We start from the raw sequence: 21990 nt of genomic DNA on the forward strand, positions 1-21990 counted from the left end.
CTATGGCCTTTATGGGTAGCATACGCGGTGAATGCAGCATTCGATATTAATGGGTGTCGAAAGTTCGCCAAACCTTACACAAAACCCTTACGTTTTAAATTGAACTGGTCGGGGTAGCTTGGTCGCCCCTTTGATGAACTGTTGATTAGGAGTTCGTTTTTAGATGATCGAAGCCCGGGGGTTAACCCGTATTCCTCTACGTAATGCCGTCTTTGTTGCCTGCGTGGTTCTGCTGTTGATTTCGCTGGTGGGGGTATTTTTCTCATTAACATGGCTGTGGGGCGTGGCGGTCTTTGGCATGCTCGCTGGGCTGGGGCTTTATGACCTAAGCCAAACACGGCGAACGGTGAGCCGTAACTACCCAGTGCTGGCCCACTTTCGCTATGTTCTAGAGTCAATCGGGCCGGAAATACGCCAGTACTTCATCCAGTCGGATCTTGACGAACGCCCCTTTTCCCGCGAGCAGCGCGCCGTGGTGTACCAGCGTGCTAAAAATGAGAGCGATAAAAAGCCCTTTGGCTCCCTGCTGGATATGTATCAGCCGGGGCATGAATGGATCAACCACTCACTGCTCCCTTGCGCGATTGAAAACAGTGATTTTCGTGTTCGCGTGGGCGGTAGCCGCTGTAAACAACCCTACCTGGCCAGCGTGTTGAATATTTCGGCCATGAGTTTCGGTTCGCTTTCGGGTAATGCCATTGAGGCTCTCAATGCGGGCGCGTGTAAGGGCGCTTTTTATCACGACACCGGGGAGGGATCGATCTCCCGTTACCATCGCAGGCACGGGGGGGATTTGGTCTGGGAAATAGGTTCCGGTTACTTTGGCTGCCGTAACGATGATGGCTCATTTAATGAAGAGCGCTTTGCTGCCAACGCCAGTGACGATCAGGTAAAGATGATCGAGATTAAGCTTTCCCAGGGCGCTAAGCCGGGCCATGGTGGTATATTGCCTGCCGCTAAGGTAACGGCCGAAATTGCCGAAGCGCGAGAAGTGCCCATGGGGCAGGATGTTATTTCTCCTGCCGCCCATTCGGCTTTCTCGACGCCGCTGGAGTTGATGGCCTTTATTGCTCGCCTACGCTCGCTTTCTGGTGGTAAACCGGTTGGCTTCAAGCTGGCGATTGGTCACCCTTGGGAGTGGTTTGCGATCGTTAAGGCGATGCTGGAAACTGGCGAGCGACCTGATTTTATAGTGGTAGACGGTGGTGAAGGAGGAACCGGCGCGGCGCCACTGGAGTTTATCAATCGTATGGGGGTGCCTTTAACAGAAGCCGTTACGCTGGTTCATAACACCCTGGTGGGGGCTGGGTTGCGCGAGGAAATTCGTATTGGTGCGGCGGGCAAGATCATGTCCGGCTTTCACATTGCCCGAACCATGGCGCTAGGGGCCGACTGGTGCAATTCGGCCAGGGGCTTTATGTTTTCATTGGGGTGTATTCAGGCGCTTAACTGCCACTCCGACAAGTGCCCCAGCGGCGTAGCGACACAAGACCCCAACCGCAGCCGTCATTTGGATGTTGCCGATAAAACCGCGCGGGTCTACCACTTTCATCGCAATACGTTAAAAGCACTGGCGGAAATGCTGGGGGCCGCAGGGCTTAGCCACCCGAGTGAGTTGGGCCCCGAGCACATTGTCCGGCGTGTCTCGGAAAGCGAAATTCAGTCCTATGATCAGATATTTGCTTTTTTGAAGCCCAATGAGCTGCTCAATGCAAAATGCGAGCACACGGTATTTAAGCACTATTGGGAAAATGCCCGAGCCGACTCCTTCCTGCCGCCTGCACAGGTTGCTCGACTGCGCTTTACTAAGTTGGAGTGACTGTGGCGCTTGGCATCGATGACTTTGTTTCCATTTTGCCGTTAAGCAAGGAACCCTATGGCATCTACTCGCCGTGAACTGATATCACTGATAGAGCAGGGCGCGATACCGCCTGAACAGGTGACGCGTGCAGTGCAATCTTCTGGATTGCGCCCTTCGCCTCGCGCTTGGGCCCTGTTTATTGATCGCCTGCTGCTGTGGCTAGGTGGGCTGGCGCTGGCCTTCGCGGTGCTGTTTTTCATTGCCTACAACTGGGCCGAAATGAGTCGTTGGCTGCGCTTTGTCGTGATGCAAGCAGCGATGATGCTGGCGGTAGGTGTCGCCATTTGGCCCATGACCAGCCAGATGGTGCAGCGTGTGGCGCTAACGTCGGCCACTTTATTGGTGGGCGTGCTGTTGGCGCTGTTCGGGCAGGTATACCAGACGGGTGCCGACCCTTGGCAGCTGTTTTTTAGCTGGGCGGTAATGACGCTCCCCTGGGTCTGGGTGGCGCGTTTTGAGCTGCTTTGGGTATTGTGGTTGGGGTTACTGAATCTGGCTATTGGGCTCTATTTTCATACCTGGGGCGGGCCATTTGGTGTGTTGACCAGTAGCGACGCTGCGCTGTGGGGGCTGTTTTTACTCAACACCCTGGCATTGGCAACCTGGGAATGGGGTGCCCGTTACTGGGGCTGGCCTCGGCAGTGGGCGGTGCGCTTGCTGGCGGTGGGCAGCGGGGTGCCGGTGACGCTGTTAATGATGACGTTGCTAGTTGATGTAGGCCTCGTAGGGTCGCCAGTGCTGGCGGTTTATCTATTCTGGTTGGCGGCGCTGTATGGCGTTTATCGCTACTGGTGGCCTGACCTGTTTATGATCGCGGGCGGCTGTGTCTCATCGATAACGGTGACCACGCTGCTACTTGCCAGAGTTTTGCTGTGGGAGGGCGATTGGCAGGAGGGAAGCCTGATGCTGATCTCTATCGCGGTGCTGGCGATGGGCGCCGGGGCAGTGGTATGGCTAAAGCGGCTACATCGGGAGCTTGCCCAGTGACGAACAACGTTAATGACTTTAAAGCCAGGCTGACTCAAGCGGGCATTACGTTAAACGAACCTATCACCCCTGCGCAGTTGCAAACGCCCTGGTTTGTGCGCGCGCTGCAGGCATTTTCCGGCTGGTTGGCGGCGCTATTTTTGCTCGGCTTTATTGCCATGGGCGTAGTATTTGTGGCGGAGAGTCCCGCGGCGTCGTTGGGCTCGGGGCTAGTGATGATTGGCGCGGCTTATGGGCTATTTCGCAAAGCTCGCAGTGATGTGCTCGAACACTTGGCGCTGGCGGTTAGCTTAGCCGGGCAGCTGCTCATTGCTTGGGCAGCGGTAGCCTTTTGGAGTGAATCTGCGTATCCATTTTGGTCACTGCTAGGGTGGTCGCTGCTGGCCTTGCAGAGCGTACTGGCGGTGGTAATGCCGAGCCTGGTTCACCGTACGTTTTCAGCGTTTTCCGCCAGCTTGGCGCTCTATATGGCGTTGGCAGTGAACGCTATGGCGCCAGTGGTGAGTGGGATAGTGATGCTGGCGCTAACGATGCTCTGGTTAAACGAATTTCGCTGGCCTGGGCGTATTCGAGACGTACACGCATGGAGCTATGGCTTACTGATAGGTCTGCTGGTGATGCAAGGGGTTGCGCATATCGGCCAGTCGTTCGCCTTCTGGTTTGACGCACAGAACACTAACGTTTTTGCATGGTCAGGGCCTTGGCTAAATGCCGTGTTAGTCGCGCTCTCTCTAGTGCTGCTGCTCTTCTATACCCTTCCTCATCCTAAAATCCATTGGGGTTTATATCTAAGTCCTATCGGGCTGCTGCTGATCTCATTTTATGCGCCGGGAGTAGGCCAGGGCTTGATGGTCTTACTGTTAGGTTTCGCAATGAGTCATCGGCTAGTGATGGGGCTTGGGGTGTTTTCGCTATTGATGGGGGTTGGCAGCTATTACTACTGGCTGGATGCGACGCTATTAACAAAGGCGCTAACGCTGCTGATCTTAGGTGGCGTACTGCTGGCGCTACGCTGGGCGTTGAGGAAGTGGCTTGCATCGCTCAAGCCAACAACAAAAGGCGTTGCCGATGAAGAATGACCGCAAGCGAAACCGCTGGATCATCGTGTTAGCTACATTCGTTGTGCTGGCGGTGGTGAACTGGGCAATTTGGCAGAAAGAGCGTCACCTAGCCGAGGGAGAAATTGTCTACTTGGAGCTGGCGCCGGTCGATCCACGCTCATTGATGCAGGGCGACTATATGGCGCTAAACTTTGCGCTAAGTAACCAAATTCAAAGCGCGCTTTTTCAGCAGGATGAAGTTCAGCAAGCAAGCAACGGATATGTGGTGGTGCGCCTGGATGATCAACATATCGCCCACTTTCAGCGGCTAGATAATGGCACTGCCCTTGGTGATGAAGAGAGGCGGCTACGCTATCGCCTGCGCAATGCTCAGGTACGCTTCGCCACCGATGCGTTCTTCTTTCAGGAAGGCCACGGCGAGCGTTATGAGTCAGCGTTGTATGGTCAATTCCGCATTAACTCACAAGGAGAGCCCTTACTGGTGTCCCTGCACGATGAAACCCTTAAAGATCTTAGCCCGTAGCAGGTTATGGGCTGATCAAGTAGCGGTGGGTGCTCCCGACTGCGTGGTTCGGGAGCACCCTCTTTCTCGCGTCAGGCGATCTGGCGCTCTGCCTCGGCTGTTGCAGTGGCCCGGCGCAGGAAGTCCCGGTTAATGGGGCTATGTGGCTTGAGTGCCAAGCGTTCGTTGGCCATACCTTCAGCGAGCTCGCGATTGCCTCCCCGTATGGCGGCCTCGGTCAGCGTCCAGTCGATAATGTCGCGCTGGGCGTGACTACCGCCGAAGGCGTTAGCAATATAACGTACCGAGTGTAGGCGCTCGGCTGCAGCGGTGTAGTGGCCGCGCCAGAAGGCTACAAATCCTTCTGCCAGGGGCAGGCCGATGCGTCGAGCCCAGTTCGCTGTTTCGGAGCTGTGGCCGGTATTGCGTAGCGTCGTCACCAGTGCTTCCACTTGGTCGTCGCGACCAGCACCCAGGTAGGCCATCACCGCATGCCAATCGTTGAAAGGGTAGAGCTGGCCGTCCGCGTGCTGATCCCAGGCGGCCGCCAGTTCCTGCCAACGCCCACCGACGTCTTGACCGGTGAGGGCTAGTCGCCATAGCAGCGCCGAGGCGTCGATCATATCCAGCACCACGATGCTGCGCTCTTGACGGATTGGGCCGTCGTAGAGATCTAACACTTCTCTGGTCTGCCCGAGGTCGAGATGGCAGAGGGCGAGGTGCCACCAGTTATGCACCTTGAACAGATTGTCGTCACCCGACCAGTAAGGCTCGCGCGTGGCCATCCAGCCTATGCCGTCCTGGGCACGGCCCTGCATCTCCATGACGTGGGCTACGGCGTGGTGCGCCCAGCAGTCGAGTGGTTGTAGATCCAGCGCTTGCCGGCCGACTTGCTCGGCGCGGGAGTAGTCGCCAGTCTCCTCCAGCCCGAAAGAGTACATGCCCATGGCGATTGAATGGCCTGGGATATCGGGCGACCATTTTGGCAGCACGCGAGCGAGGCGGTCACGCAGGTTGCGGGCGTTAGCGCGGTAGAAGTCGACCAGGTGACCGGCCTGCAGGGCCAGCAGATCATATGGGTAGCGCAGGTTATGGTAATCCAGGGCGATCCCCGCGGCGCTCCATTCACCGGCAAGCAACTGCGTTAGGATGGCGACATGGGAAGCCTCCCGATCATTCAAGCGTGCACCGTTAATAGCGGCCAGGTCGGCTTTGGCCGCGGTTGCGGCGGCGGGTTCGGTGGCCAGAGCAAACAGATAGGCCCTCGCGATGCGTGCCATAGTGAAGTTGGGGGCGGCTTCAATAGCTTGATCCAGTGGGGTGACGGGGTCGCCGCGGTAGACATTGAAGGCGTCGATAGCGCGGTGGTAAAGCTCCTGTGTTTCAGAAGTGGCGCCGGGCAGAGCGTTGCCTTGGCGGTCGGTCAGCATAGTAGGTATCTCCAGTTTGTCGTTGTGATTATTGGCGGTGACAATCTTTTGCCACCTGGCGGCGGCCCGCCCGCTTACCAAGCTGCTAGACTACGATGAGGTACGGTAGACGTTAATGGTCGAGGCGCCTGCGTTGTTGTCCGATCCGCCGCGATAGAGACACAGACCCATGGATGCTGCACTCGATGTGCTGCGCATGATTCGCTTTAACGGTGGCATCTTTCTTGATGCGGAGTTCTCTGCACCCTGGTGCGTGGCGGCGCAGGTTACTCCAGAGGATTATCGGCCTTTCACCCGAGTGCCGCAGGGCATTCTCGCTTACCACTATGTCAGTGCCGGACGGTTGCTGTTGCAAGTGGGGCAGGAGACGCCGTTAGAGGTGTCGGCGGGGCATATAGTGCTACTGCCGCGCAACGACCCACATCTTCTCTCCAGTGAATTAGGCATCCGGCCAATCAGCATCGATCATCTGCTGGAGCCCACAAGTGCAGGCGGATTGGCGCGGATCGTCTACGGTGGTGGCGGTGAAACCACCCGTGTGCAGTGCGGTTTTATGAATAGCGAGACACCTTGCGACGCACTGATTGGCGTACTGCCCCGAGTGATGACGCTGGATGTGGTGGAGGGCGCGGCCAGGGCCTGGATCGAAAGCTCCTTCCGTTTTGCTGCCTCTGAGTTAGTTGCAGGGTCGGTGGGTACACCGACGTTGCTAGCAAGGCTTGCTGAATTGCTGTTTATCGAAGCTGCACAGCGCTATCTCACTCGCCTGCCGCCTGAGCAGCGTGCTTGGGCTGGCGGATTGGGCGACCCCTTCGTCAGTCGAGCGCTGGCCCAATTGCATGACTCTCCCGAGCGTCACTGGACAACGCAAGTGCTGGCGCGCCAAGTGGGACTCTCGCGCTCTGCCTTTGCTGAGCGTTTCACTGATTTGGTAGGTATGCCGCCGATGCGCTATCTGGCCAGGCTACGCATGCAGCTCGCCGCGCGGCGCCTTAGCGAATCTGTGGCCCCTATCTCACGTATCGCGTTGGAAGCGGGGTATGAGTCGGAAACCGCTTTTAACAAAGCGTTCAAGCGTGCATTTGGATCGCCACCCGCGGCTTGGCGACGAGAACAGCGCGCACTGCATGAACCCGATGACTGAACCGTATGCTCTAACCTCCAGTCCGGTTCTAGTAACCAGTTCCCACAAGCTAGGTGATGAGCGAATGGCCAGGAGAGTGCATCGCTACCCGTCGCCTTGTCTCATCAAGCAAGGTAATCTGTATCTATCAAACCGCTGACATGGATGATCCAGTGCTCAATGCTGGTCGTCAGGCGGACGCAAACTGGCCCACTTCAATGAATAAGGCATTTATGAAAGCAAACGGCTCGTGGCTCGCATGGGGGTTGTTGGTGATGGCGCTGACCTTTTCCAGCCTATGCGCGGCACAAACTCAAGGAGGAGAGAGCGACAACGAACGATGGTTTACCGTCGATGCGTTAAATACGGGGCTTGGTGAACCCCCTGAAGAAGCGAACCGGGTAACACCGCGGGAGTCGATCAGGAGCTTTCTGCAACTGACAGATGAGGGGGAGTATGAAGCCGCTGCCCATATGCTCAACCTTACCGAATTTTCAGAGGGTGATCAGCGTGAGCAGGGGCGTGAACTGGCCCGGCAGTTGGCGGAGATTTTTCAGCGCGGCGAATGGCTTAGCGTTTCTGATCTGCCGGGCCGGGAAGATGGGCTCATTGAAGACCCCACGGGCCAAAACCCTCGCGTTGGTAAGACGCGTCGAAATATCGAGGTGTCGTCTCTACAGGCTGATGGAGAAACCTATGATATTCGCCTGGGCCGCTATCGCGTAGCGGATCAAGACCCCGTTTGGCTAATCATGCCGATCAGCGTCTCGTATATTCCGGTTCTGTATGAGCAATACGGCCCCTCGATGGTGGAAAGCTATATTCCCGCGCGCCTCCAGGCGCCCTTTGGCATTCTGAGGATTTGGGAGTGGATTGCGATTCCGCTCTTCTTGATAGTTGTCGGCCTTGTCGGATGGGGAGTTCACCGCTTCATTGGGTTGATGTCGAAATGGCTGCCTTCTGGAATGTCGAGCATTTTTGCCAGTCAAATTGGTATGCCAGTAGCGCTGATTGCGATGTCCATGGTCACCCAAATGATGTTGGACTATGTAGTGTCGTTTTCGGCGGTTGCCACCACCACCCTCCGTGTGTTGTTAATCAGCGTTTTGGCCTGGGGTGTCGGCACCATTGCGTTGCGCTTGGTAGATACCATTATGCTGCGTTTAACGCGGCGAATCGTGGGCGAGATAGATGACACTAAGCCCAGGGATGAGCGCAGGCTGCTGACTTCGCTCTACGCGTTGCGTCGACTCATTATTCTGATCACCGTGACCGGCGTCTCAATCTACATACTGGGTCAGGTTCAGCTTTTCGAAACGCTAGGCTTATCCATTCTGGCTTCAGCCAGCGTATTGGCCGTATTAGTAGGTGTGGCTGGTCAAACGGTACTTGGTAATATTCTCTCCTCATTTCAGTTGTCATTAGCCAAGCCCATTCGCATTGGCGATCTGGTGATCTTTGAAGGTGAGTGGTGTTATGTAGAAGGCATCTTTTATACCTTTATCCGTCTGCGGTCATGGGACGAGCGGCGTTTGATCGTGCCTGTTACCTATTTTACCTCTAAGCCTTTCGATAATTTGTCGGTGAAGAGCACCAAAATGTATCGGTCATTGACGCTGACGCTTCACCTCAGTGCCGATATAGGGCTGTTAAGAGACAAGTTCCTCGAAATCGCCAAAGAAGAAGACAGCATTATCGAACACCATAAGCTGCTGTGTTACGTAACGGCACAAACAGGAACGGCGCAAACCGTCACCTGTTACCTTATGACGTCAGACCCTTTGGCAGGTTGGACAGCGGAGATGAACGTGCGCGAGCAGTTGTTGGCATTTATCCGTGATAACCATCCAGAGTGGTGGCCAAGAGAGATTGTGGTGATCAGTCACAGCGACATCGCCCGCGGGGCGCAAGGTAAAAGCGCGGGGGCAGTGGATAGTGTTGAGGACAAGCCGTCGGAGTAGAGAGTGGTTATGCAACGGTAGATAACGCTTTTGCGGATATGGTAGATAGACTGCCAAAGAAGTCAGGGAGTGTTTTGAGATGCCTTTAAATATCGTGCAGCGTTTACTACCCGGTTGGGGCATTACTTATGGCCCTTCGGGCGATGGCCCTTTTCCAGCCATCATGTTACTGCATGGTTCTGAAGGCGCATGGGCGGGCTGGAGCCATCGGGACGCGATGCTATTTGCCGCCCATGGCTTCTTGGCGTTCCCTTATGGCTACTCAAGCGGCGGTAATGCATGGAGCGCGGGGCATATTATCGATTACCCACTGGATCGCAGTGTGGAAGCATTGAAAGCCCTTAGGGAATTCCAGTTTGCTGATGAGCGAGTAGGACTTTATGGAATTTCACGCGGCGCCGAGCATGCGCTATTGCTTGCCTCCCTAATGGCAAGAGATAAGCTCGAAGGCGCACCTGATGCTATCGCCGTGCACAGCCCGCCAGACGTTGTGTGCGGCGCCTTTGATGCACTTAGTTTTCGCGATGCAGGGGATCCAGGCTGGCAAGCTTGGGACGCCAGTAAACGCGCCTGGACATGGTGTGATAGTCACGATGGCTTGCTGCCTACCACGCTGATAGAGATCGAACGCTACCCGGGGCCGCTACTGCTTTCCCATGGCACCCAAGACCGAATGTGGTCGGTGGAAATGACCAAGCGCCTAGAGCAACGCCTGTGCGAGCATGGCCGCTCGCCGGAAGTGCATTACTACGAGGGTGAGGACCATATACCCAGTAGCTCTGGGCAGAATCAGCACTACGAGCTGCTCCTGGATTTCTTTTCAAAACACCTGTAAGTCCCGACTTCATAGGATAATGGTTCATCATTTTCCCATCCCAAAAGCCCATCTTGGCAGCTGAAGGGATCACCTTTTAAGGCTTCAGTCCCTCCGCTATCAGTGCCTGAGCCAAGCGTTTCGCCCCTGCAAAATCTGCTTTTCCAGAGCCGAGATGGGGAATAGTCTCCACCGTCAACCAGTGGCTGGGGATCATCATGGGGGGCGTACCGCTGGCAAGCATAGTGGCCTTAACGGTTTTGGCGTCCAGCGCTGTTTCTGCAAGCAGCACAATGCGCTCGCCTTTGCGGCTGTCGGGAATGCTCACCGCCATCAGCGATATGTCTGTATCCTCCAAAGCCGCTTTTACCGCGGCCTCAACGGCGCTCAGGCTGATCATCTCTCCGCCGATTTTCGCGAAGCGGGCATAGCGGTCAATCAGAGTTAAGAAGCCGTCCTCATCGATAAAGCCTTTATCCCCCGTTATGTACCAGTGGTGGCCATCGATCACGTGGAGCGCCTTGGCCGTGCGGTCAGGGTCGTTGAGATAGCCTTGCATAATTTGTGGGCCGCTAATCAATATCATGCCCGCCTCGCCGGTAGGTAGCTCTTCAAAGCTATCAGGGTCGACGATCTTGAAGCTGGTGCCGGGCAGCGGCATACCGACGGTGCCTACTTTGCTGCCTCGCTGCACCTGGTGATAGTGAACGCCCATGGCGTCGGGCAGATTCACCGACGCGACTGGAGCGATTTCCGTGGCGCCGTAGCCTTCATACACAGGCTTGTGGAATTTCAGTGCAAAGCTTTCGCGCACGTTTTCGTCGAGCTTCTCAGCCCCGGCAACCACCACCCTCAAGCTTTCCAGCATTAACGGATGCACTTTTGAGCTGCGCACAAACAGCCTTAAAAAGCTGGAGGTGCCGAACATAATAGTGGCTTTGTGCTTGGCAATAGCGCCCGCAATGCCGGGGGCATCGGTGGGATCGGCATGGCACACCAGCGGTAGCCCTTCAATTAGCGGTAGCAGTTGGGTGACCGTAAGGCCAAAGGCGTGGAACAGCGGTAGTGAGCCCATTACAACGTCATTACTCTGGGTGTTAAGCACGTCGGAGGTCTGCTTGATATTGGCCATCAGGTTGCGGTGGCTGAGCATCACGCCTTTGGGCTCGCCTTCGCTTCCGCTTGAGAACAAGATGGCGGCGGTGGCATCGGCATCGTGGCCGTGGCAGAGGCATCGCTGTAGCAGCCATGTTGGCAATACTCTCACCGCAAGCCAGGTGCTCAAGCGTTCAACATGGCCAATCGTGGTTTGCAGGTCTTCTAAAAAGACCACCTGCTTCTCGCGAAGCAATTGGCTAACGTCGAGCCCGCGCTGCTCGAGCTTCTTCACAAAGCGCTGTGAGGTGAAGACAGTAGCGATTTCCGCCTGGGAAAGGGCAGAGGTCAGCGCTTCATGGTCGGCGGTGTAATTAAGATTCACCACCGTTTTACCCGCTAGCAGCGTGGCCATATTGGCGATAACCCCGGCGCTGCTAGTGGGTAGCAGCAGGCCAACGTTTTGCCCTGGGTTGAGCTTGCGAATGCGTTTAGCCATCAGCAAACTAGCGGTGAGCGCTTGGCTTGCGTTAAGTGGGCGGCCCAGCGTATCGGCCAGGGCAAGGTCGTTAGGGCGGCGTTTAACGCTTTGAATCCAGGCGTTAGGCAGGGTGGGTAGTTCGCCCATGGCCCGCTGCCAAGAGCGGGTAGCCTGCTCAAAAATACGCCGTTTAAGCACATCGGCAGAGGTATCCTTGGGCAGCGGTTTGCCAAAGGCGACCACTACCGAGCGGTGTAATGGCGCATTGCGCAGCTCTTTAATTTTGCTCGAAGAGCGGGAGAACTGGCTGCCCCATAGGCCACGCAGGTAGAAAGGCACAATTTTGACATCTGGATTCGCCATGTCACAGGCGCGCTCGTAACCACGACGGAATTCGCCTAGTTGACCAGTGCGGCTTATCGCCCCTTCAGGAAACAGGCATACCACCTCACCCGCGTTGAGCTGTTCAGCGACATCGGCCAAGGCTTTTTCAGCACCGCTACCGCGCTCAATGGGAATACAGCCCAGGGCTTTAAAGAACCAGCGTAGGTACCAGCGCTGGTATACCGATCTGAGCATGACAAAGCGGACAGGGCGAGGGCTGGCGATCTGTACCATGGCCCAATCCACCCAGCTGATATGGTTGCCCAATAGCAGTACGCCGCCCTGGGCGGGCAGGTTCTGCAAGCCATGAACGTCTACGCGGTAGCGGCGTGTCAGCAAGAAGCTCAACAGAAAGCGCACCAAACTCTGCGGCAGCTTAACAATGGTATAGCCACCGCCGACCATTGCCACCGTGGCGATGAGTAGCAGCAGATAGTGGCTATCTACACCCGCCAGTGCGAACAGCGCCGTGAGCACCAAAAAGCCCAGCATGGCGATGTTTTGAATCCAGTTATTGGCGGCCAGCACGGTGCCTAGCTCGTTGTCAGCAGCGTGGAACTGAATCAGCGCGTTAAGCGGCACGATAAACAGTCCTCCCATCATGCCGATAAACACAAAGTTCAGCGCTTGGCCAACAGGCGTGGTTAACAGCGGCAAGCACCATAAGCCCACGGCCACCCCAACAGCTCCGACCGGAATCAAGCCCGTTTCTATGCGGTTATGTGAAAGCTTGCTGGCCAGCATGGAGCCCAGTGCAATCCCGATACCACTAGCGGCGAGAATACCCTGGAGCACTAAAGTGTTATCGATACTCAGGGCGTCTTTGGCATAAGCGGGAAAAGCCGCCAACAGCACTTGGCCCACTGACCAAAAGGTGGCAAGGCCGATAATGGAGAGCCTGATGACAGGCTGACGAGCGATAATCCGCAGGTTGTCTTTCAGGGCGGCGCCCTTGATGTAGCGCTGCCAGGTCAGTGGTGTGTCTGACCGAGTGGTGTTATCAAGCGGAAGGCGGTAAAGCGCCACCACTTGGAGGGCACTATTGAGCACAAGCAGCCAGCCCAGAGGGGCTATTTGGCGCAACAGCTGCGCTGGGGTTTGATCGTCCGGTGACACCCAGGTTTCAAATAGCGCTGTAAACGCCACGGTGCCCGCTAGAATAGCGCCAATCGTAATGGCCTGGATCAGCCCGTTGGCTTCCGCCAAACGCGGCTTGCCGAACAGCCCTTTGACCAAGCCGTATTTGGCCGGTGAGTAAAAGGCCGATTGAATCGCCAGCAGCAGCGTCATGGAAAATGCCAGCCAAAACCAGCCTTGGTAGTAGGCGGCGGTGATACCCAGTGATACAGCGACGGCGGCCCATGCCGATGTGCGCAGAATACGTACCTTCGGGTAGCTATCCGCCACGTGGCCCGCCGGGCTAAACAGCAAGATAAACGGCAGTAAAATTAACCCATTCACCAGCGCGGTAAGTACGACCTGTGCTTCGCCATCGTAGCTTTTGAAGATCGTGTTCTGAATGACGATCTTGTGGCCTAGATCCACAAAGGCATTGAGAAAAATAGCGATCAAATAGGGCCAAGCGCCCTTCAAGTGCAGTAGTCGATGCATCGTTGTTTAGCCTTCTTAATCCCTGGAAGTCGTAGCACTTTCTCTGTGAGGCTTGCGGGTTGCAACTCATTTGCACAAAGTTGTGTCATGGGTGCTATTTGGTATCATTATTTGCTACTTTTTGTGTAATGCCTTTTCATGCCGTTTAAGAGATTCCTATGTCCCAAGCCGATTCGCTGATTGAAACGCTAAAACGCCAGCTTCGCGCTCAGGGTAAAACCTATGCCGATGTCGCTCAGTGGTTGGCGCTGAGCGAGGCCTCTGTGAAGCGCCTATTCGCTGAGAAGCACTTTACGCTATCGCGGCTAGAGTGTATCTGTGACCAGTTGAATCTCGAATTCGCCGAGCTCGTGCAGACCATGCAAGCTGACGAGCAGCGTTTGCAGGAGCTAACCCATGCTCAAGAGCAGAGCATTGTGGATGACTGGGAGCTGTTTCTGGTGGCTGTCTGCGTCATCAATGGCTATAGCTTCGACGAAATCCATCACCAGTATCAATTAAGTGAACCGGAATGTACCCGCCAGCTACTCAAGCTTGAACGGCTTAAGCTCATTGATTTACTTCCCGATAACCGGATCCGGCGACGGGTTGCTGCCAATTTCCGCTGGCGCGCAGATGGGCCTATACAGCGTTTCTTTCAGCAGCATATCGCCAACGAATTTTTCCGCTCACGTTTCGATAGCGACAGCGAAAAGCTGATCGTGCTCAATGGCCTGTTATCCCCGGCAGGTAACGCTGAGTGGCAGCAGACCATGCAGCGCCTGGCGAAAGAGTTTCATGCGCTATGCGAACGAGAGAGCGGGTTGCCCATTCATCAGCGGTTTGGCACGACCTCTGTGCTGGCGGTACGGCAGTGGCAGTATGGGCTTTTCCAAGGCTACAAGCGCGAAGGATTAAACAATAAGGTAGATTAAATTAAGTAAGGATGAGGCGAACCATTTCTTTCGCTGCGCCGCTTTTCGGTATTCTGTTTGGTACACTGCTGCTCAATGAGCCGCTGAGCATTAATTTTGTAATCGGCGGTGGCGTTATTTTAGTTGGCATCATTCTGGTGACTCGCTAAACGCATGCACCCATCTACCTTTGCGAAGACACCGATATGAGCATTACCCCTTTTCAAGCACTGGCGTGCCCGCTAGATGGAAAACCACTCAGTTGGTCGGATAGCGCTTGGAGCTGCCCTGACGGGCACAGTTTTGATATTGCTAAACAGGGGTACATTAACCTACTGCCGGTGCAGCAAAAGCGCTCCCATGACCCGGGCGATAGTAAGGTGATGGTGGCTGCTCGCCAGCGTTTTCTTGAGGCGGGACACTACCAGCCCATTGCGGACTTTATCAGTCGTGCAGTTTTGAGCCATGCGGAGGTTAAAAAGGACGATATGCTGCCGTTTAGCTGCCTGGATGCGGGCAGCGGTGAAGGTTACTACCTTCGCCAATTGGCTGATGCGGCGACTAACGCGCAGTCACTTTCGCTAATGGGGCTGGATATCTCTAAATGGGCAGTATTGGCCGCAGCAAAACAGGATGCTAAACAGGCACCGCTAAGCAGCTGGGTCGTGGGTAGTAATGCGCACTTGCCGGTGCAGACGAGAACGTTGGATAGCGTGCTGTGTATGTTTGGTTTTCCGGTGGTTAGCGAGTTTGCACGTGTGCTTAAAACCGGAGGCGTACTACTACAGGTCGAGTCGGGGCCCAATCATTTGAGGGAACTGCGGGAGGTTATCTATCCTACGTTAAAAGCAGAGCGTTCGAGTGAAGCAGAGGTGCCGGAAGGCTTTACTCACCATAGCAGCGAGAGAGTAAGCTACCCGCTTGCACTAAACGGAAGGGATGAAATTGCCGATCTGTTGGCGATGACGCCGCATCTTTACCGCGCCAGTGCTGAAGGACGTGCTCGTGCAGCGGCACTTGATAAGCTGGAAGTGACTGTAGATGTTCGGGTAGAGCAGTGGCTGCGTACCTAGCCCGCTCAGTAAAGAATCTGCTAAATGTAATATCTCTAAACGTAACAAAGCCCGCATAAGCGGGCTTTGTCGTCCGAACCTCGAAAGGTTCGAGCAAATTCTAAAGCGCTATATCTTAAAAGACTTAGGCTTAGGAAATTTGCTTGATGTTTGAAGCCTGAAGGCCTTTCTTACCCTGGGTAACGTCAAAAGAAACGTTAGCGCCTTCTTGCAGGGTTTTGAAGCCGTCTGCTTGAATTTCAGAGAAATGGGCAAACAGGTCATCGCCGCCGTCAGAAGGAGCAATGAAACCGAAGCCTTTAGTATCGTTGAACCACTTAACTGTGCCAGTAGACATAGTAAAAATCCTCTCGCGCAAAGCGCTTAGTAAAGTTCCTGGTATCACCCAGATTAATAGCGGATAAAACAAGGAATACAATTACAGGCTTGCCGAAAGATCTCGTACACGTCTATCTCGTACATTTCTAAATCTTTTTCGTACACTTCTGAAACCATGCTTGCTTGCTAACCAACTGACGCTACAGTGTCATGAAGTGTTGCGCATGTCAAAGCCTTTGTTGATTATCTTACCTTTGCGCTCACACAATAGTCTCTATTGCCAGCCCACTTTCCATACGCTGTCATCTTTTAAGCTTTCCCACGGCACAACGAACTCGCGATGAGAGTAAATAGCCTCAAGTACGACCTCTACTACGTTCTCTTCTTCATCGCGCAGCAGCTGGGTAACCATAAAGTGCTTCTCTTTATTGCTTGGCTGGGCAGCCGTCCATTTGCTGTGGTGTAGCTTGCTCGGATTAATCTTATGCATTGACGCTCCTTGGCAAAGATATCGCGTGTTAGCTGGCATAAGTGATTAGGCGCTTACTGTTGTACCCAATTTTCAATGCCAAGCTCTGCATTGAGGCTTCTTAGGATCTCAGTTCGTTCGCGACCATTTTCAGAATGGCAGCCAGTATCGTGTTCAAGCACCGCATGCGCGCCATCTTTATTAACCCACGTCACTGTATAGTTAGGCAGGTCGGTGGCACGAGGTTCACAATCAAGGGTTTGCTGCGTTGTTCCCATGTCGGGTTGCATTGTAGCTAGTCGCTCTTGCAGCGAACGGAAAACAATCGTATTGCCTGGTTGGGTGCGCTCACCTTCCACGGCAGTGTGACGTTCACCTATGTAGCGGGTTGTACCATCCGCCTCAACCGCAACGCTATAGACAGGGCAAGTGCCGTAGCAAGGGCCTACTTCATAACGGATTTCAGCTAGGCTGTTTTCGCTGTTCGTGGCGGGATTCTGGGCGCAACCCGCTGTAATTAGCGCCAATGTGGATACCGTTAAGCAGGTGATAGGAAAACGCATGCGAAAACTCCTTTTCTTGTAAAGATAATCTGACTTGATAGGTTATTTGCAAAGAGCTTCATTAGGGTCAGAAATACCGTAATGATTGAATCAGGTATTAGGCTTTGACAGCTTACTCTTGGCGATATAGCACCATGCCACCGTGATAGAGCACATCATCGATGAATTCCCCATCGGCGGTGAAGCCGGTGTCATCCCAGTATTCGATGTAATTATCCGTTACTCGATAGCGTCCTTGGTAAACGCTTTGGCGTTCGCCCCGAGCCTCATCGTAACGATTATTGGCTAAAAGCTCATGTCGAACTAGGCCATCTTCGGTTACCCACATACCAATGTAGGGGTGGTCTGCCATGGCGTTTTTTCCTGTGTCAGGGTAGGTTTTTGCCGTCGTCAGTGCTGGCATAATAGTGACAATGCCAGCGACGACCAGATCGCGTTTCCAGTAAATGGGAAGCTTAGTGTCTCGCATGTGAAATCACTCGTTCTAACCGCCACACACGACAAGTCGCTCTAGTGTGGCGTATGCGGTGTTATAGGCTAGTGGTGGGCCGCACGACGATGTTGCTGGTATCGCCCCTTCGCCTGGTTGGTTAATCACATGGACGTGCGCCGGCCACGAGGCGGAGGCCTTGACCCGCTAGTCAAAGCGTTGTGGCTTCACCGATACCGCTGCTAGCACCGGTCAATAAGACAACTTTTGAAGGATGAGTCATTGATGAGTGGCTCGTTATTGAAGCGTTAATTGCAGCTGTCATTTAATAATCCTCTTATTTATTACTACCTGGAGAAGATTAACGAGCGGCAGCAAAAACCAATAGAGTGGATCCTATTGCATGCTTGCCTAATCCTGCCGTGTGTAGAAAAAGGCAGGATACGTTCGCGATGTAAGGGGATTTCGTTCATGGTCACCTTTTGGTGTCGGAAGTTAGTCGCATGAAGTCAGACTGATAAGGCTGTGCCACACTACCCAGATAGCAACGTAAGATTTAAATCGAACCGTAGGGACTTAAATGACAAGCATATGGAAGGCCTATTGTCAGGCATCGTTGATTTTACGCGTCACCATCGCGCTGGTGCTGGGCATTGTGGTCGGGCTGGCGGGCGGAGAGTCGGTAGCGCTTTGGTTGGCGCCGTTAGGCGATTTGTTGCTTCGGCTGCTCACTTTTCTGATTGTCCCGATTGTGCTGTTTACGCTTATTGTCGGGGTTAATCAGTCCAGGGAGGGAAGCGCTAGCCGCGTAGGCGCTAAGGTGTTTGGTTATTACCTTAGCTCTTCGGCGCTGGCGATCATGGTGGGCTTAGCGGTTGCCACCTTGTTTAGCCCCGGTAGCGGTATGACGTTGGATGAGAGCGCCAGTTTCTCGGTGCCTGAGAATCCAGGCGTTGTCGATACGCTGCTGAATATAGTGCCGGATAATATTATCGGTGCGTTTGCCGAACTTAATATGCTTGGCATTATTTTTACGGCGCTGGTGTTTGGCATCGCGCTGCTAAAAATGCGCCAATCGGAACGCCAGCATGCCATGGGTGAACGTCTTTATGGGGTGATTGAATCGCTAAATGAGGTCACACTAAAAGTGATGTCGGGGGTATTGCACTACGTGCCCATCGGCGTGTTTGCGATTGTTGCCGAAACGGTGAGTCAGCAGGGTTTGGAAACGCTGCTCTCATTGGGCGATATGGTGGTCGTACTGTATATCGCTCTGGCAACCCAACTGCTGATTTATTGCGCCATCATGCGGCTGTTTGGCGTGAAGCTACGCACCTTTTTCCGCGAGGCCCGTACGCCGATGGCCACGGCATTTGCCACCCAAAGTAGCTCGGGTACGTTACCGTTGACGGTTAATGCTGCCCACCGCTTAGGAATTCCCAAAAGCATCTATGGCTTCAGTCTGCCATTAGGCGCTACGTTAAATATGGATGGCGCGGCGATTCGTATTGCCATTTCGGCGGTCTTTGCGGCGAATGTGATTGGCGCACCGCTGGATTTCATTAGCATGGTGCAAATAGTGTTGATCGGCACGCTAGTGTCGGTGGGCACGGCAGGGGTGCCGGGGGCCGGTATCATAATGATTGCCACCGTATTTACCCAAGTGGGCCTGCCGATTGAAACCGTCGCGCTACTCACCGCGATTGATGCACTGGTGGGAATGGGGTGTACGGCGCTGAACGTGACAGGCGACTTGGTAGGCACCTCCGTGATAGCCCGTAGTGAAGGAGAGGAGTTGCAAGAAGCGTTTGTCGAAGAAGCCGCAACGGTAAAGGGGTAAATGCAGTAGGCCAATGACGACGATAAGGAGAGCCCATGGTGGATAATCGAGAGCTCGCTTACTTAATACGTGCCGTTGAGCTAGCCGAAGAGGCCCTTGACGCGGGTGATGAACCCTTTGGCAGCGTGCTGGTAAGTGCAGAAGGTGACGTGTTGGCAGAGGACCGTAACCGAATAGCCGGGGGTGATGCTACTCAGCACCCAGAGTTCTTCCTGGCACGCTGGGCTGCTCAGAATATGACACCAGCGGCGCGATCAAAGGCGACCGTTTATACGTCAGGTGAGCACTGCCCCATGTGCGCCGCTGCCCACGGCTGGGTAGGGCTTGGGCGAATTGTCTACGTCAGTTCGTCTGAACAGTTGGGCCGCTGGCTAGCGGACTTGGGCGTGGCCCCGTCGCCAGTGGCGACCCTGCCTATTCAACAGGTTGTGCCAGGGCTCGAGGTAGAAGGCCCAATAGCAGAGCTGGATGAACGCGTTCACGCATTGCATAAACGGCGCCATGCCAGCCCTACTTTTAAGACATAAAAAAGCCGCCTAAGCGTTAGATTAGGCGGCGTCGTATGCGCTATAACCAGCTATTGAAAACTAGCTATTAAATCCATTTATCAAGACCTAGCTACTAAAACCTGGCTATTAAAATCTAGTGTTTCAAGATCACATAAAACGCGTGAATAATGCCTGGTATGAAGCCAAATAGCGTTAAAATAATGTTCAGCCAGAAATGCCCTTTAAAACCGACCTCAAAGAAAACCCCGAGTGGGGGAAGTATAACGGCAAAAATCATCTTAATTGGATCAGTCGCGGTAAACGCCATGAAGCCTCCTTTGCTTTCATTGGTGTAACTTGTGCAAGTGTAGGCATGATCAATCTATTTATCCATGCCTTGGCGAATCCTCTACGACTAGCCGAGTAGACAATCGTTCAATTCCGCCATTTATTTCCGCTCTACGCTATTTGGGAGGGACCCCGTGTTCAAACTGCCCCTGAAAATAACCACCACGTCTTTTTGCTTATTAAGTTGTCTGGGCGCTGGCCAGAGCTGGGCGCAAGAAGGCCCGACAGCCGACAACACTCTGGCCACGCTGGAAGTGACAGCGCCACGCCTTTCGCGAGAGCTTTACGCCACACCCGCTGCGGTAACAACGCTCGACCGCGACGCCATTGCCCAGGGGCAACAGCGTACGCGGCTGGATGAAGCGCTGGTTCGCGTGCCGGGGATGTTCCTGCAGAACCGCGACAATTTTGCCCAAGGCCAGCGTATCTCTATTCGTGGTTTTGGCGCTCGTGCGCCGTTTGGGGTGCGTGGTATTACCGTGATGGTGGATGGCATTCCTTATACGCTGCCCGACGGCCAAGCACAGCTGGATGCCATTGACCTGGACAGCGCTGAGCGCATCGAAGTTATCCGCGGGCCTTCTTCTGTGTTGTACGGCAACGCGGCGGGTGGGGTGATTGATATCACCACCGCCGATGGGCGCGATAATCCAGGCTCTAGCGTGCGCACCGAGGTGGGAAGCGATGGCTACCGTAAGGCGGTCGTGCAAACAGGCGGGGCTCAAGGGGATTGGTCTCACCATGTGAGCTTCTCGGCGCTCAATGTAGATGGCTACCGGGAGCAGAGCTCGACAGAGAAGTACCTCTTGAATGCCAAACTGCGCCGCGAATTGGGCAGTGACCGGGCGTTAACTGCGATTATCAACCTGCTCGACAACCCTCGCTCTGAAGATCCGGGCGCGCTGAACGCGGGTGAGGTGGCTAGTGGCCGTGATCAAGCGGCGCCGAACTCATTGGCATTGGACGCAGGGCAGAATGTAGACCAACAGCTTCTGGGCTTACAGTACGAAGATCTGTCCGCAGGCCCTGGCGAGCTCTACCTGAAAGGCTTTGTTTCGCAGCGCGATTTTGAGCAGCAGTTGCCCTATGTGGGCGATAGCCGCATCGGTTACCAGCGTGATTACCTGGGCGCGAGTGCCGAGTATCACCATGAGATCAGCCTGGGTAGCCTGCCGCTAAGCTACATCTCCGGCGTTGATGTGGCTCGCCAGGACGACGATCGCTTTCGTAATGCTGTAAATGGCCAAGGTGTTGTTGGCGAGCAGTTGGCCGAAGAGACCCAGACGGCAACCTCCGCTGGGGTATTTGCCCAGGGCGATTTAGCACTGACAGAGCAGGTAACACTCTCGCTGGGCGCTCGCTTTGACCGAGTAGAGCTAGAAGTAGACGATCGCTATCAGGACGATGGCGACCAGAGCGGTGAGCAAACCTTCAATGAGTGGAGCGGTTCGGCAGGCTTAAGCTATCGTTATCGCCCCCAGCACCAGGCCTATATCAATACCGGTACGGCCTTTGAAACCCCAACGTTCTCCGAGTTTGCCAATCCGGCTGGCGGCGGTTTTAACCCGTCGGTGTCGCCGCAAAAAGCCTGGAACCGTGAAGTGGGGCTGCGGGGCTACGTTGAACCGTTGGCCATGGATTACGATCTGGTGCTGTTTTCGGTGCGCGTGCGCGATGAACTGGTGCCTTATGACGACGGCGGCCGTACCTTCTACCAAAACGCCGGCGACACCGACCGGGACGGCATCGAGCTGGCGCTGGGTTGGCAGTTGGCCGACCAATGGCGGTTGGATAGCGCCCTTACGCTAGCCAGCTATGAGTTTGATCAATTTGCTACACCCACTGACAGCTTTGGCGGGAATCGCATTCCTGGTCTACCCGAGCAAACTTGGGTCAATCAGCTAACTTGGCAGGGATTGGATGAACGTTTTGCCACGCTGGAAACCCAGTACGTAGGCGATATGGTGGCGGACAACGCCAACGAGACTGAGGTCGATAGCTACTGGCTGGTGAACCTGCGGGTAGGGGACGATTGGCAGTTGGGAAGCAATACGCGACTGAATGCGTATGTGGGCGTGCGCAATCTTTTAGATGAAGAGCACTATGCCAACGTGCGCTTGAACGGCACCTTTGGACGTTTCTACGAACCGGCGCCTGGGCGCAGTGTTTATGGCGGTTTAGAAGTACGCTTCTAAGTCGAAATGCGGGAGTAAATAAAAAACGGGCGGCGCTCATTTATTATCACTGAGGCCGCCCGT

20 protein-coding genes are annotated in these 21990 nt (G+C 54.7%); 13 read left to right on the top strand and 7 right to left on the bottom strand.

Going from position 1 to position 21990, the window contains the following annotated elements:
* The first annotated feature begins 163 nt into the window (after window positions 1-163).
* Genes QEN58_RS03995 through QEN58_RS04010 form a run of 4 tightly spaced genes read left to right on the top strand, consistent with a single transcriptional unit; the run spans window position 164 to window position 4432 of the window.
* Window positions 164-1819: an FMN-binding glutamate synthase family protein gene (locus tag QEN58_RS03995; protein WP_280105868.1), complete on the top strand. Its 1656-nt coding sequence runs from the start codon at window positions 164-166 to the stop codon at window positions 1817-1819.
* Between the two features lie 57 nt (window positions 1820-1876).
* A complete protein-coding gene (locus QEN58_RS04000) occupies window positions 1877-2848 on the top strand; it encodes a DUF2157 domain-containing protein (RefSeq protein WP_280105869.1) in 972 nt (323 codons plus the stop codon).
* On the top strand, window positions 2845-3927 hold the full coding sequence (locus tag QEN58_RS04005) for a DUF4401 domain-containing protein (RefSeq protein ID WP_280105870.1): 1083 nt from the start codon (window positions 2845-2847) through the stop codon (window positions 3925-3927). Before QEN58_RS04000 ends, QEN58_RS04005 begins: the two co-directional genes overlap by 4 nt.
* Window positions 3917-4432: a GDYXXLXY domain-containing protein gene (locus QEN58_RS04010; protein WP_280105871.1), complete on the top strand. Its 516-nt coding sequence runs from the start codon at window positions 3917-3919 to the stop codon at window positions 4430-4432. The genes QEN58_RS04005 and QEN58_RS04010 overlap by 11 nt, the downstream gene beginning before the upstream one ends.
* A 71-nt stretch (window positions 4433-4503) precedes the next feature.
* Here QEN58_RS04010 and QEN58_RS04015 read toward each other — a convergent pair whose 3' ends face one another.
* The gene (locus QEN58_RS04015; protein WP_280105872.1) at window positions 4504-5841 is read right to left on the bottom strand and encodes a tetratricopeptide repeat protein; all 1338 of its coding nucleotides are present in this window, start codon (window positions 5839-5841) and stop codon (window positions 4504-4506) included.
* A gap of 169 nt (window positions 5842-6010) precedes the next feature.
* On the opposite strand from QEN58_RS04015, the gene QEN58_RS04020 reads away from it, so the two are divergent.
* From QEN58_RS04020 to QEN58_RS04030, 3 genes are all read left to right on the top strand, one after another.
* Window positions 6011-6985: an AraC family transcriptional regulator gene (locus tag QEN58_RS04020; RefSeq protein ID WP_280105873.1), complete on the top strand. Its 975-nt coding sequence runs from the start codon at window positions 6011-6013 to the stop codon at window positions 6983-6985.
* Window positions 6986-7197: 212 nt separating this feature from the next.
* On the top strand, window positions 7198-8925 hold the full coding sequence (locus QEN58_RS04025) for a mechanosensitive ion channel family protein (protein WP_280106893.1): 1728 nt from the start codon (window positions 7198-7200) through the stop codon (window positions 8923-8925).
* Window positions 8926-9004: 79 nt separating this feature from the next.
* Complete coding sequence (locus QEN58_RS04030; protein ID WP_280105874.1) at window positions 9005-9760, top strand: alpha/beta hydrolase family protein; 756 nt, start codon at window positions 9005-9007, stop codon at window positions 9758-9760.
* A gap of 76 nt (window positions 9761-9836) precedes the next feature.
* On the opposite strand, the gene QEN58_RS04035 is transcribed toward QEN58_RS04030, so the two are convergent.
* Complete coding sequence (locus QEN58_RS04035) at window positions 9837-13310, bottom strand: acyl-[ACP]--phospholipid O-acyltransferase (RefSeq protein ID WP_280105875.1); 3474 nt, start codon at window positions 13308-13310, stop codon at window positions 9837-9839.
* Window positions 13311-13468: 158 nt separating this feature from the next.
* On the opposite strand from QEN58_RS04035, the gene QEN58_RS04040 reads away from it, so the two are divergent.
* From QEN58_RS04040 to QEN58_RS04050, 3 genes are read left to right on the top strand one after another with little or no spacing between them, the layout of a single operon-like run.
* Window positions 13469-14224, top strand: coding sequence for a helix-turn-helix domain-containing protein (locus tag QEN58_RS04040; protein ID WP_280105876.1), 756 nt, complete (start codon window positions 13469-13471; stop codon window positions 14222-14224).
* Between the two features lie 11 nt (window positions 14225-14235).
* Window positions 14236-14373 carry an EamA family transporter gene (locus QEN58_RS04045; RefSeq protein ID WP_280105877.1) on the top strand — a complete coding sequence of 46 codons (138 nt, stop codon included), beginning with the start codon at window positions 14236-14238 and terminating at the stop codon, window positions 14371-14373.
* Between the two features lie 36 nt (window positions 14374-14409).
* Entirely contained in the window at window positions 14410-15276 is an 867-nt protein-coding gene (locus QEN58_RS04050; RefSeq protein ID WP_280105878.1) for a putative RNA methyltransferase, read from the top strand.
* Between the two features lie 130 nt (window positions 15277-15406).
* Here QEN58_RS04050 and QEN58_RS04055 read toward each other — a convergent pair whose 3' ends face one another.
* The 4 genes from QEN58_RS04055 to QEN58_RS04070 form a co-directional block, all read right to left on the bottom strand.
* Window positions 15407-15613: a cold-shock protein gene (locus QEN58_RS04055; protein ID WP_007111402.1), complete on the bottom strand. Its 207-nt coding sequence runs from the start codon at window positions 15611-15613 to the stop codon at window positions 15407-15409.
* 255 nt (window positions 15614-15868) lie between these two features.
* Window positions 15869-16084 carry a TIGR02450 family Trp-rich protein gene (locus tag QEN58_RS04060; protein ID WP_280105879.1) on the bottom strand — a complete coding sequence of 72 codons (216 nt, stop codon included), beginning with the start codon at window positions 16082-16084 and terminating at the stop codon, window positions 15869-15871.
* A 53-nt stretch (window positions 16085-16137) separates the two neighbouring features.
* Complete coding sequence (locus QEN58_RS04065) at window positions 16138-16626, bottom strand: DUF6438 domain-containing protein (protein ID WP_280105880.1); 489 nt, start codon at window positions 16624-16626, stop codon at window positions 16138-16140.
* A gap of 112 nt (window positions 16627-16738) precedes the next feature.
* Window positions 16739-17095, bottom strand: coding sequence for an Atu4866 domain-containing protein (locus tag QEN58_RS04070; protein WP_280105881.1), 357 nt, complete (start codon window positions 17093-17095; stop codon window positions 16739-16741).
* 541 nt (window positions 17096-17636) lie between these two features.
* Here QEN58_RS04070 and QEN58_RS04075 point away from each other — a divergent pair.
* On the top strand, window positions 17637-18896 hold the full coding sequence (locus QEN58_RS04075; RefSeq protein ID WP_280105882.1) for a dicarboxylate/amino acid:cation symporter: 1260 nt from the start codon (window positions 17637-17639) through the stop codon (window positions 18894-18896).
* A gap of 35 nt (window positions 18897-18931) precedes the next feature.
* Complete coding sequence (locus tag QEN58_RS04080; RefSeq protein ID WP_280105883.1) at window positions 18932-19423, top strand: nucleoside deaminase; 492 nt, start codon at window positions 18932-18934, stop codon at window positions 19421-19423.
* A 115-nt stretch (window positions 19424-19538) separates the two neighbouring features.
* On the opposite strand, the gene QEN58_RS04085 is transcribed toward QEN58_RS04080, so the two are convergent.
* Window positions 19539-19712, bottom strand: coding sequence for a YqaE/Pmp3 family membrane protein (locus tag QEN58_RS04085; RefSeq protein WP_035538925.1), 174 nt, complete (start codon window positions 19710-19712; stop codon window positions 19539-19541).
* A gap of 208 nt (window positions 19713-19920) precedes the next feature.
* Between QEN58_RS04085 and QEN58_RS04090 the strand changes: the two genes are divergently transcribed.
* Window positions 19921-21927, top strand: a complete 2007-nt coding sequence (locus tag QEN58_RS04090; protein WP_280106894.1) for a TonB-dependent receptor family protein — start codon at window positions 19921-19923, stop codon at window positions 21925-21927.
* Window positions 21928-21990: the final 63 nt, after the last annotated feature.

Source organism: Halomonas alkaliantarctica (assembly GCF_029854215.1).
GTDB classification, from domain to species: domain Bacteria; phylum Pseudomonadota; class Gammaproteobacteria; order Pseudomonadales; family Halomonadaceae; genus Vreelandella; species Vreelandella alkaliantarctica_A.